The organism is Niallia nealsonii (assembly GCF_002835805.1).
GTDB classification, from domain to species: domain Bacteria; phylum Bacillota; class Bacilli; order Bacillales; family Cytobacillaceae; genus Niallia; species Niallia nealsonii.
In genome coordinates, this window is record NZ_PISE01000003.1 from 293,151 (window position 1) to 307,322 (window position 14,172).

Genomic DNA, 14,172 nt, shown 5'->3' on the forward strand with positions numbered 1-14,172 from the left:
GCATGTATTCAGTAATAGAAAATACTTGGGTAAAGGGGAACTTTTTATGAAATCATATTTGCAAAAGATAGGTCGTGCGCTAATGCTGCCTGTTGCTGTTTTGCCAGCAGCAGCGATACTTATGGGAATTGGCTATTGGATTGATCCCGCAGGATGGGGAGCTGGGAGTCCTGCTGCTGCATTTTTAATTAAAGCTGGCTCTTCGATTATTGATAATATTCCGTTCTTATTTGCAGTTGGGGTGGCACTTGGAATGTCTAAAGATAAAGATGGTTCTGCTGCATTAAGCGGGCTAGTCGCATTTCTTGTTGTAACGACATTATTGTCTACAAATACAGTTGCGATGCTGCAAGGCGTTGATCCAGAAAACGTCAATATGGCATTTTCAAAAATTAATAATGCCTTTATTGGAATGCTATCAGGTATTGTTGCTTCTGTCATGTATAATCGTTTTAGCCAAGTTCAGCTGCCTCAAGCTCTAGCATTTTTTAGCGGAAAAAGATTAGTGCCGATTATGAGTGCTGTTTCGATGCTGGCTATTTCCGCTATCTTATATTTTGTTTGGCCCCTTGTCTTTTCAGGACTGGTTAATTTTGGGGAAGCAATCAGTAAACTAGGTGCAATTGGTGCAGGACTTTATGGTTTCTTTAACCGATTATTAATACCTACCGGTTTGCATCATGCTTTAAATGCAGTGTTTTGGTTTGATTTAGCAGGCATAAATGATATCGGGAAATTCTGGGCTGGAGAAGGAACCAAAGGGGTTACGGGCATGTATCAAGCTGGATTTTTCCCTGTGATGATGTTTGGTTTGCCAGCAGCAGCTCTAGCAATGTATCATACAGCAAAAACAAAAAGAAAAAAACAAGTTGCTTCCTTAATGTTAGCAGCCGGCTTTGCAGCATTTTTTACAGGAGTAACAGAGCCCCTTGAGTTTGCCTTTATGTTCGCTGCACCAATGCTGTATATTGTACATGCAGTTCTTACAGGTCTATCTTTAGCTGTTGCAGCAGCTTTTCACTGGACAGCAGGTTTTGGATTCAGTGCAGGCCTTGTTGATTTTACATTAAGCTCTAGACTTCCATTAGCCAATAAACCATTTATGCTGATCGTGCAAGGTTTAGTGTTTGCTGTTATTTATTATTCTATATTCCGCTTTTTAATTACGAAGTTTCAGTTAAATACACCAGGAAGAGAAGAAGAGATTGAGGAAGAGAATGAAGCTGCAGAACAAGTAGCAGTATCATCCTCTGAAAATAAATTTGCCTATATGGCTTCTGAAATTTACGCAGGACTTGGCGGCGACAGCAATGTTGCTTCTGTCGACAATTGTGTTACTCGTTTGCGCATAGAAGTAAAGGAAATGGAGAAAGTAAATCAGCAAAAAATCAAAGCGACAGGTGTTCCAGGAATTAATATTATCGGACCAACAAGTATTCAAGTAATTGTTGGAACACAAGTGCAGTTTGTGGCAGATGAAATAGATAAAATTAGGAGACAATAGTTAATTGTATCCTACATGAAAAAAAGGACGATAAAACAAAAATACATTGTTTTATCGTCTTTTTTTGTTTTAAAACAGACGAATTCTCCTAAATATGGTATAAATATTACATAATAGTTACAATAAGAATAAAATAATGTTACTTTTTTGTGACTTTTTATGTAGTTTAAAGATTGTGATAGTAATAGTGAGTGATGATTAGTGTTTAAAAAAATAGAAAAATACTGGTATATAGCGGATACAGAATACATATGATTTTTAGAGTTTTTTCCTATGCGATAAATAACAATGAAATAATTATAGGGGTGGGGGAATTGTCTTCTATTGAAGATCTATATATAAGATATAGTCATGATGTTTTACACTTTTTGTTATTTATGGGAGTGAAAAAAGAACAAGCAGAAGATTTGGTACAGGAAGTATTTATGCGTGTATTAAAAACACAGAGTGGTTTTAAAGGCAAAAGCAGTGAAAAAACATGGCTTTATACAATAGCTAAAAATATTGCGGTAGATCATTTTCGCAAGCAAAAATCTTTTGGAGTTTACGATTGCAGCCCGCAGCTCGAGGAATTGGCGAAAATGCCAGATGAAAGCGCACTGCCTGAAGAAATTGCCTTAAAGAAGGAGAATCTATTTTGGATTAATGATTCTCTAAAACATTGCACAATAGACCAAAGACTTGTGATTTTAGTTCGGTATATGCATGAATTTTCTATTGTAGAGACAGCTGAGTATTTAGGTTGGTCGGAAAGTAAGGTGAAAATAACGCAGCACAGGGCGTTAAAGGTACTGCGAAGATATATGAGCAGTGAGCAGAAGAAAGACGATAATACAGAATCTTTTTCGACGGTATAATAGGACAATATTAATGGGACAGTTAAATTGAATGGTGAGGGAACTGTGTGTTTTTTCTTTTTGCAATGCCAGCCAAAAGAAAAAATGAACCACAAAAGGAAGCTAACCAGGTTTAGAAATTTGTAAAGAAATTATTGTAAGGCATAAAGAATTTTTTGAGCTTTTCAGTAAATAAAGAAAGGAACAATGAGAGGGATGTTATCATCAAAAGCATTCAATTTAAGCAGCTAAAAGGGAATTGTGTTGTTTTGGAAGGGAAAAATTCATGCTCCAAAAGTAAATATATCGATAGAGAATATGGGCATGTGGCAGGAAAATTACTGATGGTTTCATTTTTATCATGCGTTAACGGGCTTTTGCCACCCACTAATGGAAGTTTTCCTTAATTAAAATATAGATTATCGTTATATGAGAAGTAATATAAATGCCGCAGATAAACATTTAGATGGATATATATGAAAGAAAAGGACAAAACTCAAGTCGGAAAAATCGACTTGAATTTTGTCCTTGTTTGTTACTATTTAATGCCCTTCATGTGTTTTTGAATCATTGGAGAAATGGCAAATAAAATAATACTTAAAACAATGGAAGCTCCACCAATAATACCGAAATACATCATTTCTGTTTGCGGTGTATAGAATTTAACGATTTGTGCATTTAATGCTTGTGCAGCAGCATTTGATAAGAACCAAAGGCTCATTGTTTGTGCTGAAAATGCTGCTGGAGCTAATTTTGTTGTAGCAGATAATCCAACAGGGGATAAACAAAGTTCTCCCACTACGACGATAAAATAGCTAAGTACGAGCCATAATGGATTTACTAAAGAATCTTGACCACCTAAATAAGCTGGCAATAGAATGACTAAAAAAGATAGTCCAGCAAATAATAAACCAATTGAAAACTTTTTTGGAATAGATGGCTGACGATCGCCAAGTTTTACCCAAATCCATGCAAATGTAGGTGCGAAAATAATGATAAACATTGGATTTAATGATTGGAAAAAGGCTGGTGAAATACTGAACCCAGCAATTTCTAATTGGGTACGTTTATCCGCATAGTTAGCTAGGATAGTTGAGCCTTGCTCTTGAATAGCCCAGAACATAACAGATGCTAAAAACAGCGGGATGTAGGCAAGTAATCTTGAACGTTCTACAGCAGTAGTTTTTGGACTGCGATACATAACTGTTATATAAATGGCAGGAATTAAGAAACCTAAAATTCCAATTAATGCTACAAAAGAATTAAATGTTAAATAGCCAGCTGGAATAGTAATGGCTAGAATTATTGCTATTATTATAATTGCGGCACCAAAAATGCCATAGTATTTTTTCTTTTCCTCTTGTGATAAAGGACTTGGAACAGTTGTACCAGCAAGACCAAGATTTTTTTTCTTTGTAGTGACAAATACTATTAGTCCAAGGAGCATCCCGATGGCTGCCAATGCAAATCCTACATGGAAATTATAATCCATTCCGATTTTTCCGACAACTAGCGGTGAAAGGAAACCACCAAGGTTAATACCCATATAAAAAATACTAAAGCCAGAATCGCGGCGATTATCTTTTTCACTGTAAATTTCTCCAACAATGCTTGATACATTTGGCTTTAATAAACCTGTACCAATTACAATCAGCACCATACTGACAAAAAATAAGGAAACACTTCCAGGAATGGCAAGAACAATATGTCCAAGCATAATAAAAATTCCGCCATAAAATACAGCTTTGCTTGTCCCGAATATTCTATCAGCTAACCAGCCGCCAATAATACCTGACATGTATACTAGTGACCCGTAGATAGACATAATGGCAAGTGCTGTGTTTTCTGGAATGCCTAATCCGCCTTTTGTTACTTCATAGTACATATAGTAAACAAGAATAGCGCGCATTCCGTAATAGGAGAACCTCTCCCAAAACTCTGTAAAGAAAAGTGTGAATAATCCTTTAGGATGTCCGAAAAAACCCTTTTGAGGAACACTGTCCACAATTTTCTGTTTATTTATTCCTGACATAATGAAACCTCCTCTATTATTTTAATATAATACTAGTTGAAAGTTTGTTTTGTCAAAGTGAATTTTAAAATAATTATAAAATAGGAAATAATATAATTATTTATTAGAAAAGAAGGAAAATTCTAATTTGAAAGATAAATGGTCGATTGCATATTTTTAATAATTAAATTCCATAATATTTATTTTAAAATAATTATAATAAGGGTTTTTCTGTGAAAAGTATATTAATCCCGCATTAACGGGCTTTTAATCCCACCTCAAAAGTATGAGAAGAAATGAGGGATTCAGGTGGGGCACAACTGCCCGTAAAAACCCGATTGGTTCAACTAACAATCAGCAGAGGATGGAAAAAAAACTACTGATTGAAGTTTCACTTTATTTAGAAAGTTAAACTATAAAGATTCTCTATATTTGCACTAGAAAGAGTAGAACGTTCAGCTAAAGTGAAATGAATTTTTATAATGAATAGGGAATAGGGAGAACGAATGAAGACATTTTCTGAAAACTGCTTGGAAAAACAGCTGAAGGAACAAATGATGATGCGACAGTTGACTATTATCATTTCTATAAAAAGATAGTAAATGAATGGAAGAAATGGGGGCTGAAATCTTACTGATTTCTAGACATGAATTATTTCATTAGTATGCTTTGGGGTCCAACTTATAGATGTGTACCATATTTAGAACCAATTATTTGGGGATTAATTGGAGTTATTAGCGGCATAATAACTGTTGTATTATTGGATTTTACTTAAGAAAAAGAGTGAATGGAAAATCAGTGACATCCAATAATGCAAATAGTCAGACATGAAGAAATATAGTTGGATGTAGTGAAAATGATATTCAAAAATCATTAAGCAATTAGGAACTATCAAACGATAGAAAAAGAAAATGAATTTTTCGTAAATAGAAAAAAGGAGAGAATAAAATGGAAAATACACATGAATTTGTGGAAGAATTAAAGGAAAATCAAAAAAAACAAGAAAAAAATAAGAATCATGGAAAAGGACATCCTGAAAAAAAACTTCCTAATAAACAACATTAAGTTTTTCAGTCTTTCGACAAATGCTGTTTGCTTCATGGCTTAAACTCAGCAGTTCCATTTTTGGGATGGGACAAATATTTTTGATCAGTCTGAAGGTTGAGCAAAATGAACTTTGTCTACATTTCGAAGAAGTTGTCTCAAAAGGATAAATTCCATGAAAAGGGGCCTCCAATAGCCGAAAAGTCGACTTATTGGGGGCCCTTTTAGTATGCCTATTAATTGGAGATATGAGACATTTCTAGTTTTTAAAGAAACAAAAAATAGTATTATTGTAAGTATCATAAAGGAAAGGAAGAAGATACAATGACCATCCTTTTATTTTTACTGGCAGGTTTGGCAGAGATTGGCGGCGGCTATCTTATATGGATTTGGCTGAGGGAAGGAAAATCTGGTTTATTTGGTTTATTAGGGGGAATTATTTTAGCTCTTTATGGCGTTATTGCAACGTTTCAGACATTTCCTTCCTTTGGGAGAGTATATGCGGCATATGGTGGGGTATTTATTATTTTGTCTATATTATGGGGATGGGGAATAGATAAGAAAACACCAGATTTTTATGATTGGCTTGGAGCTGCAATTTGTTTGGCTGGTGCTTCGATTATTTTGTTTGCTCCAAGGAATTAGAAGAAAGGCTAAAGACCACTACATGCAATGTGGTCTTTAGGGAAGGGTGCGTATAGCTTCAGAACAATGGGCAATTGTTTTATTCACAGGGCTTTTTATATTGCTGTAACTTTTATTTTGACAGTTTAGTAATGGATACCAGCCAACATATTCATAGTCTATAAAATAATTCCAAACACAGTGAAGGAGATAAAGATAGTTTGTTTGATAAAGGAATAAATCAGTTTTCTCAGCAAGCAAGATGGGAGATCCGATAGCTTCTGCTTGCACCCAATAATTTTTATCGCTGTCAATAATAGATACATCTTTTACTGAAGAGAAAAACTGCCGCTAAGTTGCTAATCCCATCCTTTAGATAATGCTAGGTTATATAATTGAATGGTTTTATCCCACATTAACGGGCTTTTGACTCACACTTCCAAATTATAGGAAGAAATGAGGAATTTAGATGGGGGACAACTGCCTGTAAAAGCCCGATTGGTGCAACTAACAATTAGCGGGGGATGGAAAAACCCCCACTGATTGAAGTTTCACTTTATCTATCAGCCATTGTTCATGGATATGCCTTGCTACTATTAAAAGAAGTTTGTTCCATTCGATTGTGGAGCAATTTCTCGAATAAGACGATTGGCAATAGTATATATTTTTTAAATCCCCTAATGCTTTATATGCAGCTATTAATGCTTCACACATATGCATATTGGCATTTTATCCTCTATAAGGAGAACCTTACTCCAATCTTCATTAAATGCATCGATGTATAGTTGATGCTTTTCATCCCAAAAATGTGTCTCTATGATGTTATAAATAGATGCAATCTTTGTGTCATGTTTATATCGCCGTTTTTACTGTTTGTTTATTATATGCCTTTTTATTTTAGGCTGAAACATTATATATACTATTAGCATTCGGGGGATAAGTGACAATAGCTTATAAATAGCAGGAGATTTTTTTCAAAAGTAAATCCAATAATAATTTTCTGTTTTTAAAATAAAATAAAAATAAACAAAAAAAAGTAGTGTAATTAAAATAAAATTATATTATAATTAAATTAAGAAAGGGGTTTCATTTTTGTTTTTGTTGCTTGTTTTTTAAAAAAAGTAGATTGATAGCATAATTATATTTGAAATGTAACAAAACAAAATAAATCCATAAAAAATAAAGAAAATCGCAGATGAAATATTAATGAACATTTGGAGGTCAACACAATGGTCAAAAGCTTATGGGAGAACGAAAAGGCTTCGCAGTTATCTAAGGGGTTAGATGAATTGGTATATCGCTCCAATTTAATTGGAACAGATAGAGCAGTATGCAATTGGGGTGGCGGAAATACATCGATGAAAACAATTGAAAAGGATTTTCGCGGCCGTGATGTGGAAGTAATGTGGGTAAAAGGAAGCGGATCCGATCTAGCTACAATGAAAGCGCAAAACTTCACAGGGTTAAAAATGGATGATATTTGTCTATTAATAGAAAAAGAGGAAATGCCTGATGAAGAAATGGTGTCGTATTTAGCACATTGCATGATTGACAGTACACATCCTCGTGCATCTATTGAAACACTATTACACGCGTTTTTACCATATAAACATGTGGATCATACACATCCTGATGCTATTATCAGTTTATGCTGTGCAGATAATGGAAAACAAATTGCAGAAGAAATCTATGGCAATCGTTTTGTATGGGTTCCATACATCCGCCCAGGATTTACTTTATCAAAAATGATTGCAGAAGGAGTAAAAAATAATCCAAATGCGGAATTAGTATTGATGGAAAAACATGGATTAGTAGTATGGGGAGATACGGCTCAAGAAAGCTATGAAAAAACTATTGCTATTATTAATGAAGCAGAAAACTATATTAATAGCAAGATTGTTGCTGGCAAAGTATTTGGCGGAGCAAAATTTGAATCATTAGAAGAGGAAGAAGCAAAGGATATTTTAGCTGCTGTGATGCCAGTAATTCGTGGTGCAGTAAGCGATGAAAAGAAAATGTTGTTAACGTTTGACAGAGGAGAAGATATTCTGGAGTTTGTAAATAGCTATGATGCTCCGACTCTTTCACAAGTAGGTGCAGCCTGCCCTGATCATTTAGTCCATACTAAAATGAAACCACTATTTATTGAGTGGGAGCCATCAACAAAAGATATGAATGTATTAAAAGATAATATTAAGGCTGGAGTTCAACGTTTTAAAGAAGAATATGCAGCATATTTTGACAGAAATAAAAATGAAGGCGATAAAATGTTTGAGCCAGCACCACGTGTTATTTTAATCCCAGGTATTGGAATGGTGAACACAGGAAAAAATGTTCCCATGGCAAATGTAAGTGGTGCATTATATCACCGTGCCATTTCTGTGATGAAGGGTGCTACGGCTTTAGGGGAATTCGTATCTCTTAATGAAAATGAGTCCTTTAATGTAGAATACTGGCCATTAGAGCTATATAAATTATCTTTAGCTCCAGCTGAAAGCGAATTTTCAAGAAAAATTGCTTTTATTACAGGTGGAGCCGGCGGAATTGGCAGTGAGACGAGCAGGTTGTTCGCTTCTGAAGGAGCACATGTTGTACTTGCAGATTTAAATCTGGAAGGCGCTGAAAAAGTTGCGGCAGAAATTAATGAAACATACGGAGAAGGCAGAGCTCTTGCTGTAAAAATGGATGTGACAAGTGAAGAAGCTGTACAAGAAGCATTTAAAAAGACTGCACTTACATTCGGTGGTGTTGATATTATTGTCAATAATGCTGGTCTTGCAACATCTAGTCCATTTGATGAAACAACATTAAAAGAGTGGAATCTAAACATGAATGTACTAGGAACAGGTTATTTCTTAGTAGCAAGAGAAGCATTTAAACACATGAAAGAACAAGGAATCGGCGGAAATATGGTATTTATCGGTTCCAAAAACTCCGTATATGCTGGGAAAAATGCAGCTGCATACAGTTCTGTAAAAGCAATGGAAACACATTTGGCAAGATGCATTGCAGCAGAAGGAGGAGAGTTTGGAATTCGTGTAAATTCCGTGCTTCCTGATGCAGTGCTTCAAGGCTCAGCAATATGGGGATCAAGATGGCGTGAAGAAAGAGCCGCAGCTTATGGCATCGAACCAGATCAATTAGAAGATCATTACCGTAAACGTACAACGTTATTAGTGAATATCTATCCAAGAGATATTGCTGAATCCATTGCCTTTTTTGCTTCATCAAAGGCTGACAAAACAACTGGATGTATGTTGACAGTAGACGGCGGTGTACCGGCAGCGTTTACGAGATAAGTTAGCCCAGGAGAAATAGGAGAGAGGAAGAGCTTGCATTTTGCTCTTTCTCTTTTGTTGTTTTCGTAAACTTTGTTGCTTTGAAAGAAGTAGGTGATTTCCGTTCCCGGATGCTCGCTTTCCGTGGGACGGGCGGTGAGCCTCCTCAGGTCAGGCTGTGCCTTGCAGAGTCTCACCTGTCCCGCTCATCCCAAAGGAGTCTCGCAACTTTCACTCCAATCCACCTGTTTTAACCATGATATAGAATACTAATTTATAAAATACAGTGAAATATAGCGAAAAGGATAGAAAAGAACAGTCCCCCCATATATACTAAGATTAGATTCAGATACGCACAAAGCAGAGAAATAATATAGAGGCGGATGGAGGGGAAATGTGAAAAAAAGGCAAGCATTATTTATTATTTTACTCTTATTTGTAAGCGGTTGCAGTAGTGGCGATTACAAAATAGTCTATATAAAAGAAAAATTAAATTCTAAGGAAAATGCGATAAAGGAAACAGAAAAATACACAATCGGCGTTGTTCCCAAAGTGGAAAATATTCCGTACTTTACTGCAGTTGAGGAAGGGGCACTAGAGGCAGGAAAAGATTTGGGTGTAGAGGTAATGTATATTGGACCAACAGTAGCTGATTCAAAGCAGCAAATTAAAATAATTGATGAATTGATAGAAAAAAATGTAGATGTGCTGGCTGTTTCTGCAAATGATCCTGAAGATCTAATTCCAGTCTTATTAAAAGCAAAAAGCCAGGGAGTTAGAGTATTTACATGGGATTCAGATGTACAGCAAGAGGGAAGAGAGTTCTTTATTAATATGGTTGATCCTGAAGTATTGGGGAGACATATAATGGATACGCTCGCATGGGCATTAAATGAAAAAGGAAGCTATGCTATTATCACTGGATCTACATCTGCTGCCAATGTAAAGGAATGGGTGGATTGGATTCAGATACAACAGAGGGATAAGTACCCGAATATGGAACTTGTAAAATTAGCAGAATCAGATGATAATCCTCGGAAGGCTTACCTAGCGGCAAAAGAAATATTGAAAAAATATCCAAATATAAAAGGGATTATTGGTGGTTCTTCTGTAGGGCCGCCAAGCATTTCAAAAGCAATTAAGGAAGAGGAAAAACAAGGGAAAGTAGCGGTTGTTGGCCTTTCTCCTCCTAATTCTATGAATGAATATTTAAAGGATGGAACTGCACAGATGATTACATTATGGAGTCCCAAAAAACTCGGGTATTTAACAGTTTCAATTGCAGTTAATCTTTTGCGCGATATCTCGCCATATGATCGCCAAGATATTAATGGGGTGGGAAAAATAACTAGAAAAGGCGATGCAATTATTATGGGCGATCCTATTGATTTTACAAAGGATAATGTGGATCAATATGACTTTTAAATGGTATGAGTTTAAAAATTATCGTCTGCGCACAAAATTGATTATTTCCTATATGATTCTAACAGTAATACCTGTGGCAATTCTTGGATACATCCTTTATAGCCAGTACACTTCTTCTATTGAAGAACAGGTTGGCGAATATCTCCCGCTTGTTTTAGAACAATCGAGCGAAGATATTGAAAATCAAATGAAAAGTTTCCAGCAAATAAATGAAATGCTGTACAATTCTCCCCAAGTCATTGAGATATTAAGGAAAGATAAGTATGCAAATACATCTGAACTTTTAAAGGATCAATTTCAAGTAAACAGCTATTTATCAAAATCGTATATTAAAGGAGGCAAAGAAGGGGTTCTAGGCGTTTTTATTGTTTCCCATAATCGCCTGTTTCAAAGTACAAGAATTAGCTATACTTCTTTTGATTTTTATGAAAATTTGCCGTATGGCCAAGAAATCAATTTAAATGGACAGACAAAAATGATTCTCCCTAATGAAACATCATTATCATTTGAAGGCAATCCACCATATATATTAATTATGAAAGATTTAATTGATGTAGATAATAGAAAAAAAATAGGCAATATTTTTTTAGCAGTCGATATACAATTTATTAAAGACATAGTAGAAAAATTAGAGAATAAAAATCAATCAGATATTTGGATTACAGATGAACATAATCGAATGATCTACCACACAAATCCCAAGAAAATCGGCTCTACATTTAAAGATAAATTAAAATATCCCTTAATTAACGGAAGTATTCGCACAACGAGCCATAATCAAAATTATCTAATAAGCATGCAGCGATTAGATAGCGTTAATTGGACCATTTTTCACCGTGTAAAAGTAAGTGTTTTAACAGAAAAAACGGATATGGCTAGAAATGCGACGATTATTCTATTTGTTGTATTTGTTCTCATTAGTACGATATTATCGGTTATTCTTGCTTGGAATGTCGCTAATCCATTGCATAAATTAACAAAAATAATGAAAAAAGTGGAGCAGGGAGATTTTCAAGCAGATATTACTATTCGTTCTCAAGATGAAATAGGACTGCTTGCAAAAAATTTTCAATCAATGGTTTTAAAAATTAAAGAATTGATAAGGGAAAAATACCAACTGGAACTTAAACATAAGGAAGCAGAATTATATGCTTTGCAGTCTCAAATTAATCCCCATTTTATGTACAATACATTAGAAACCATCGGAATGGCAGTAGAAAGCAATGATAATAAAACGGTTGTCAAAATGGTTACAATCTTAGGGAGAATGCTTCGCTATTCGATCAGCAATAAAGCATCTTTTGTTCCAATATCTCAAGAAATTCTGCATATGAAAGATTTTTTGACTATTCAAAAAATAAGATTTGAAGAAAGATTAGAGTTTTTTATTGAGGAAACAATGGAATCAAAAGTATATACGACCCCAAAATTTATTTTGCAGCCCATTATTGAAAACAGCATTAAGTATGGATTAGAGCAAGAAGAAAAATTAATAATGGAGATTTATATCTATTATAAAGATCACGAAAAAAAAGAAATTATTTATCATATAAAAGATAACGGACCTGGAATTAAAAAAGATGACTTACATAAAATTATGCAAACGCTAGATGGGAATCCCTCAGAGAAAAGGGCGTCGGGTTTTGGACTAGTAAATGTCCATGGAAGATTGCAAATGGCTTATGGCAAACAATATGGCATTCAAATAAAAAGTGAAGAGAATCAAGGAACAGAAATAATTATTAATATTCCTACATTAAAGATAGATGAAACCTGATGGACAGGGGAGATTACATGGACAACATCAAAGTTGTAATTGTAGATGATGAAACAAGAATTCGTCAAGGAATAGAACGGATTGTAAGCTCGTGTGGGGAGGAATGGGAAGTAGTAGAAACATATAATAATGGAAAAAATTTTTTAGAATATTATCAAGCAGCCCCTTTTTATTTTGATTTGTTAATTACAGATGTGAAAATGCCATTAATGGATGGTTTGACTTTAATAAAAGAATTAAAAAAATCCACGAATTTTGAGGCGATTGTTATAAGTGGATTTGATGATTTTACTTTTTTGCAAACAGCGATTAGAGAAGGAGCGTCTGATTATTTACTAAAGCCAATTGATCGAGATGAATTTATGGAACAGTTGGATAAAGTAAAAAGAAAAATAATAGAAGGAAAACAGCAAAACATTGCATATGAAGGATTAAAGCAAAATTCAGAGCAGAAAAGTTATGCACAACAAGTAGAACTTTTTTCTCAATTCATTTGGCAGACTCCTATAAATATACCAAAAGAGAAATGGACGAATATAGGGTTTAATGATGCTTCTTATATGTTGATACATGCGAAGGTAAATAATTTTTCTTCTGATGGAACAATGGATGAGGCTGAAGAAATATGTGAGCGCTTTTTAGCAGAGAAAGCCCATACAGAACAATTAAATTATTGGAAATGTAAAGGAGGAGATCATTCTTTTTGGATTTTGTTAGGAGAAAAGAAAAGAAGTATAGAAAGTATTTTAGAGACAACTAGTGTTTCTTTGTTGCATACTATGAAACTCGAACTAAGTAGAAGAACGAATCAGACTATTTTTATCTTAATCAGTGAGGCAGTGGGTTTATCTTTATTAGAAAAAATGAAGGAGAAGATTTCTGCCTATTTATCAATAAGGTTGCTGTATAGTGGAGATCATATATTGTCTACCATGCAAATTGAACAAATGAATAAGAATCAAAAGGAATTTAAAGCCACTAATGAGATAAATAGCATAATAAAGCAAATTGCTCTAGCATTAGAAAGAATAGAAAAACAAAAAGTGAATGAGTTATTGCAAGATTACTTCTATGTACTGAAGAAATCTGCCTCTATAGAAGAATTAGAACAAAATGTTCAAAACTTATGCATTCAAGTTATTTATTCCACTATTCAGGGAACCTCCATACAAATGAATATTCCTTTTATTCAAGAAGGATTAACCTTTACTAAAACATCTGAATCTTTGGAAAAATTACAGCTAATGATTGGTTCATGGATTAATCGGGTAATAGAACAGTTAGAAATAATTTTTCAAGAGCAGCAAGGAGACCCGGTAGTTCGAGGGAAAAAGTGGATTAATGATCATCTTCATGAAAATATAAAGATTGAAAAAATCGCCAAAGAAGTGTATTTAAACCCAACCTATTTTTGTGAAATATTCAAAAGTCAAACAGGAGAAACAGTTCTGGATTATATTACTCGAAAACGGCTGCAAAAGGCGAAGCAGCTGCTGATTGCGACAAATTTAAAAGTTTATGAGATTGCAGAAAAAGTTGGATATTCTGATACAAAGTATTTCAGCAAACTATTTAAGAAACATTACAGTTATTTGCCTTCTAAGTTTAAAGAGAAAAATAGAATAGAAGAAAAAAATATATAAATTTACCGAATCTATCTCCCTTATAAGCAG

At 34.4% G+C, this 14,172-nt stretch carries 10 protein-coding genes; 8 read left to right on the plus strand and 2 right to left on the minus strand.

The window, feature by feature from the left end; genetic code table 11:
- The first annotated feature begins 46 nt into the window (after window positions 1–46).
- Complete coding sequence (nagE, locus tag CWS01_RS01880) at window positions 47–1,504, plus strand: N-acetylglucosamine-specific PTS transporter subunit IIBC (RefSeq protein ID WP_101175341.1); 1,458 nt, start codon at window positions 47–49, stop codon at window positions 1,502–1,504.
- A 314-nt stretch (window positions 1,505–1,818) separates the two neighbouring features.
- The gene (locus tag CWS01_RS01885; protein WP_101175342.1) at window positions 1,819–2,361 is read left to right on the plus strand and encodes a sigma-70 family RNA polymerase sigma factor; all 543 of its coding nucleotides are present in this window, start codon (window positions 1,819–1,821) and stop codon (window positions 2,359–2,361) included.
- Window positions 2,362–2,878: 517 nt separating this feature from the next.
- Here CWS01_RS01885 and CWS01_RS01890 read toward each other — a convergent pair.
- Entirely contained in the window at window positions 2,879–4,372 is a 1,494-nt protein-coding gene (locus CWS01_RS01890) for a peptide MFS transporter (RefSeq protein WP_101175343.1), read from the minus strand.
- Window positions 4,373–5,299: 927 nt separating this feature from the next.
- Here CWS01_RS01890 and CWS01_RS01895 point away from each other — a divergent pair.
- Both CWS01_RS01895 and CWS01_RS01900 read left to right on the plus strand, forming a co-directional pair.
- On the plus strand, window positions 5,300–5,416 hold the full coding sequence (locus CWS01_RS01895) for a DUF4023 domain-containing protein (protein ID WP_101175344.1): 117 nt from the start codon (window positions 5,300–5,302) through the stop codon (window positions 5,414–5,416).
- Window positions 5,417–5,719: 303 nt separating this feature from the next.
- Window positions 5,720–6,040 (plus strand): YnfA family protein, encoded by a 321-nt coding sequence (locus CWS01_RS01900; protein WP_101175345.1) that lies wholly within the window; start codon window positions 5,720–5,722, stop codon window positions 6,038–6,040.
- Between the two features lie 36 nt (window positions 6,041–6,076).
- Here the strand turns inward: CWS01_RS01900 and CWS01_RS23375 are convergent, their stop codons facing one another.
- Window positions 6,077–6,337, minus strand: coding sequence for an AGE family epimerase/isomerase (locus tag CWS01_RS23375; RefSeq protein ID WP_101175346.1), 261 nt, complete (start codon window positions 6,335–6,337; stop codon window positions 6,077–6,079).
- Between the two features lie 911 nt (window positions 6,338–7,248).
- Here CWS01_RS23375 and CWS01_RS01910 point away from each other — a divergent pair.
- The 4 genes from CWS01_RS01910 (at window position 7,249) to CWS01_RS01925 (ending at window position 14,142) form a co-directional block, all read left to right on the plus strand.
- Window positions 7,249–9,318: a bifunctional aldolase/short-chain dehydrogenase gene (locus tag CWS01_RS01910; protein ID WP_101175347.1), complete on the plus strand. Its 2,070-nt coding sequence runs from the start codon at window positions 7,249–7,251 to the stop codon at window positions 9,316–9,318.
- Window positions 9,319–9,693: 375 nt separating this feature from the next.
- Window positions 9,694–10,722, plus strand: coding sequence for an autoinducer 2 ABC transporter substrate-binding protein (locus CWS01_RS01915; protein ID WP_101175348.1), 1,029 nt, complete (start codon window positions 9,694–9,696; stop codon window positions 10,720–10,722).
- Window positions 10,712–12,499: a cache domain-containing sensor histidine kinase gene (locus CWS01_RS01920; RefSeq protein ID WP_168714349.1), complete on the plus strand. Its 1,788-nt coding sequence runs from the start codon at window positions 10,712–10,714 to the stop codon at window positions 12,497–12,499. The genes CWS01_RS01915 and CWS01_RS01920 overlap by 11 nt, the downstream gene beginning before the upstream one ends.
- Before the next feature lie 17 nt (window positions 12,500–12,516).
- A complete protein-coding gene (locus CWS01_RS01925; protein WP_168714350.1) occupies window positions 12,517–14,142 on the plus strand; it encodes a response regulator in 1,626 nt (541 codons plus the stop codon).
- Window positions 14,143–14,172: the final 30 nt, after the last annotated feature.

What these genes read in the sequence shown, in the direction of transcription:
- nagE (WP_101175341.1), top strand. Translation starts at nt 47, where the DNA reads ATGAAATCATATTTGCAAAAGATAGGTCGTGCGCTAATGCTGCCTGTT.
- CWS01_RS01890 (WP_101175343.1), bottom strand. Translation starts at nt 4,372, where the DNA reads ATGTCAGGAATAAATAAACAGAAAATTGTGGACAGTGTTCCTCAAAAG.
- CWS01_RS01895 (WP_101175344.1), top strand. Translation starts at nt 5,300, where the DNA reads ATGGAAAATACACATGAATTTGTGGAAGAATTAAAGGAAAATCAAAAA.
- CWS01_RS01900 (WP_101175345.1), top strand. Translation starts at nt 5,720, where the DNA reads ATGACCATCCTTTTATTTTTACTGGCAGGTTTGGCAGAGATTGGCGGC.
- CWS01_RS01910 (WP_101175347.1), top strand. Translation starts at nt 7,249, where the DNA reads ATGGTCAAAAGCTTATGGGAGAACGAAAAGGCTTCGCAGTTATCTAAG.
- CWS01_RS01920 (WP_168714349.1), top strand. Translation starts at nt 10,712, where the DNA reads ATGACTTTTAAATGGTATGAGTTTAAAAATTATCGTCTGCGCACAAAA.
- CWS01_RS01925 (WP_168714350.1), top strand. Translation starts at nt 12,517, where the DNA reads ATGGACAACATCAAAGTTGTAATTGTAGATGATGAAACAAGAATTCGT.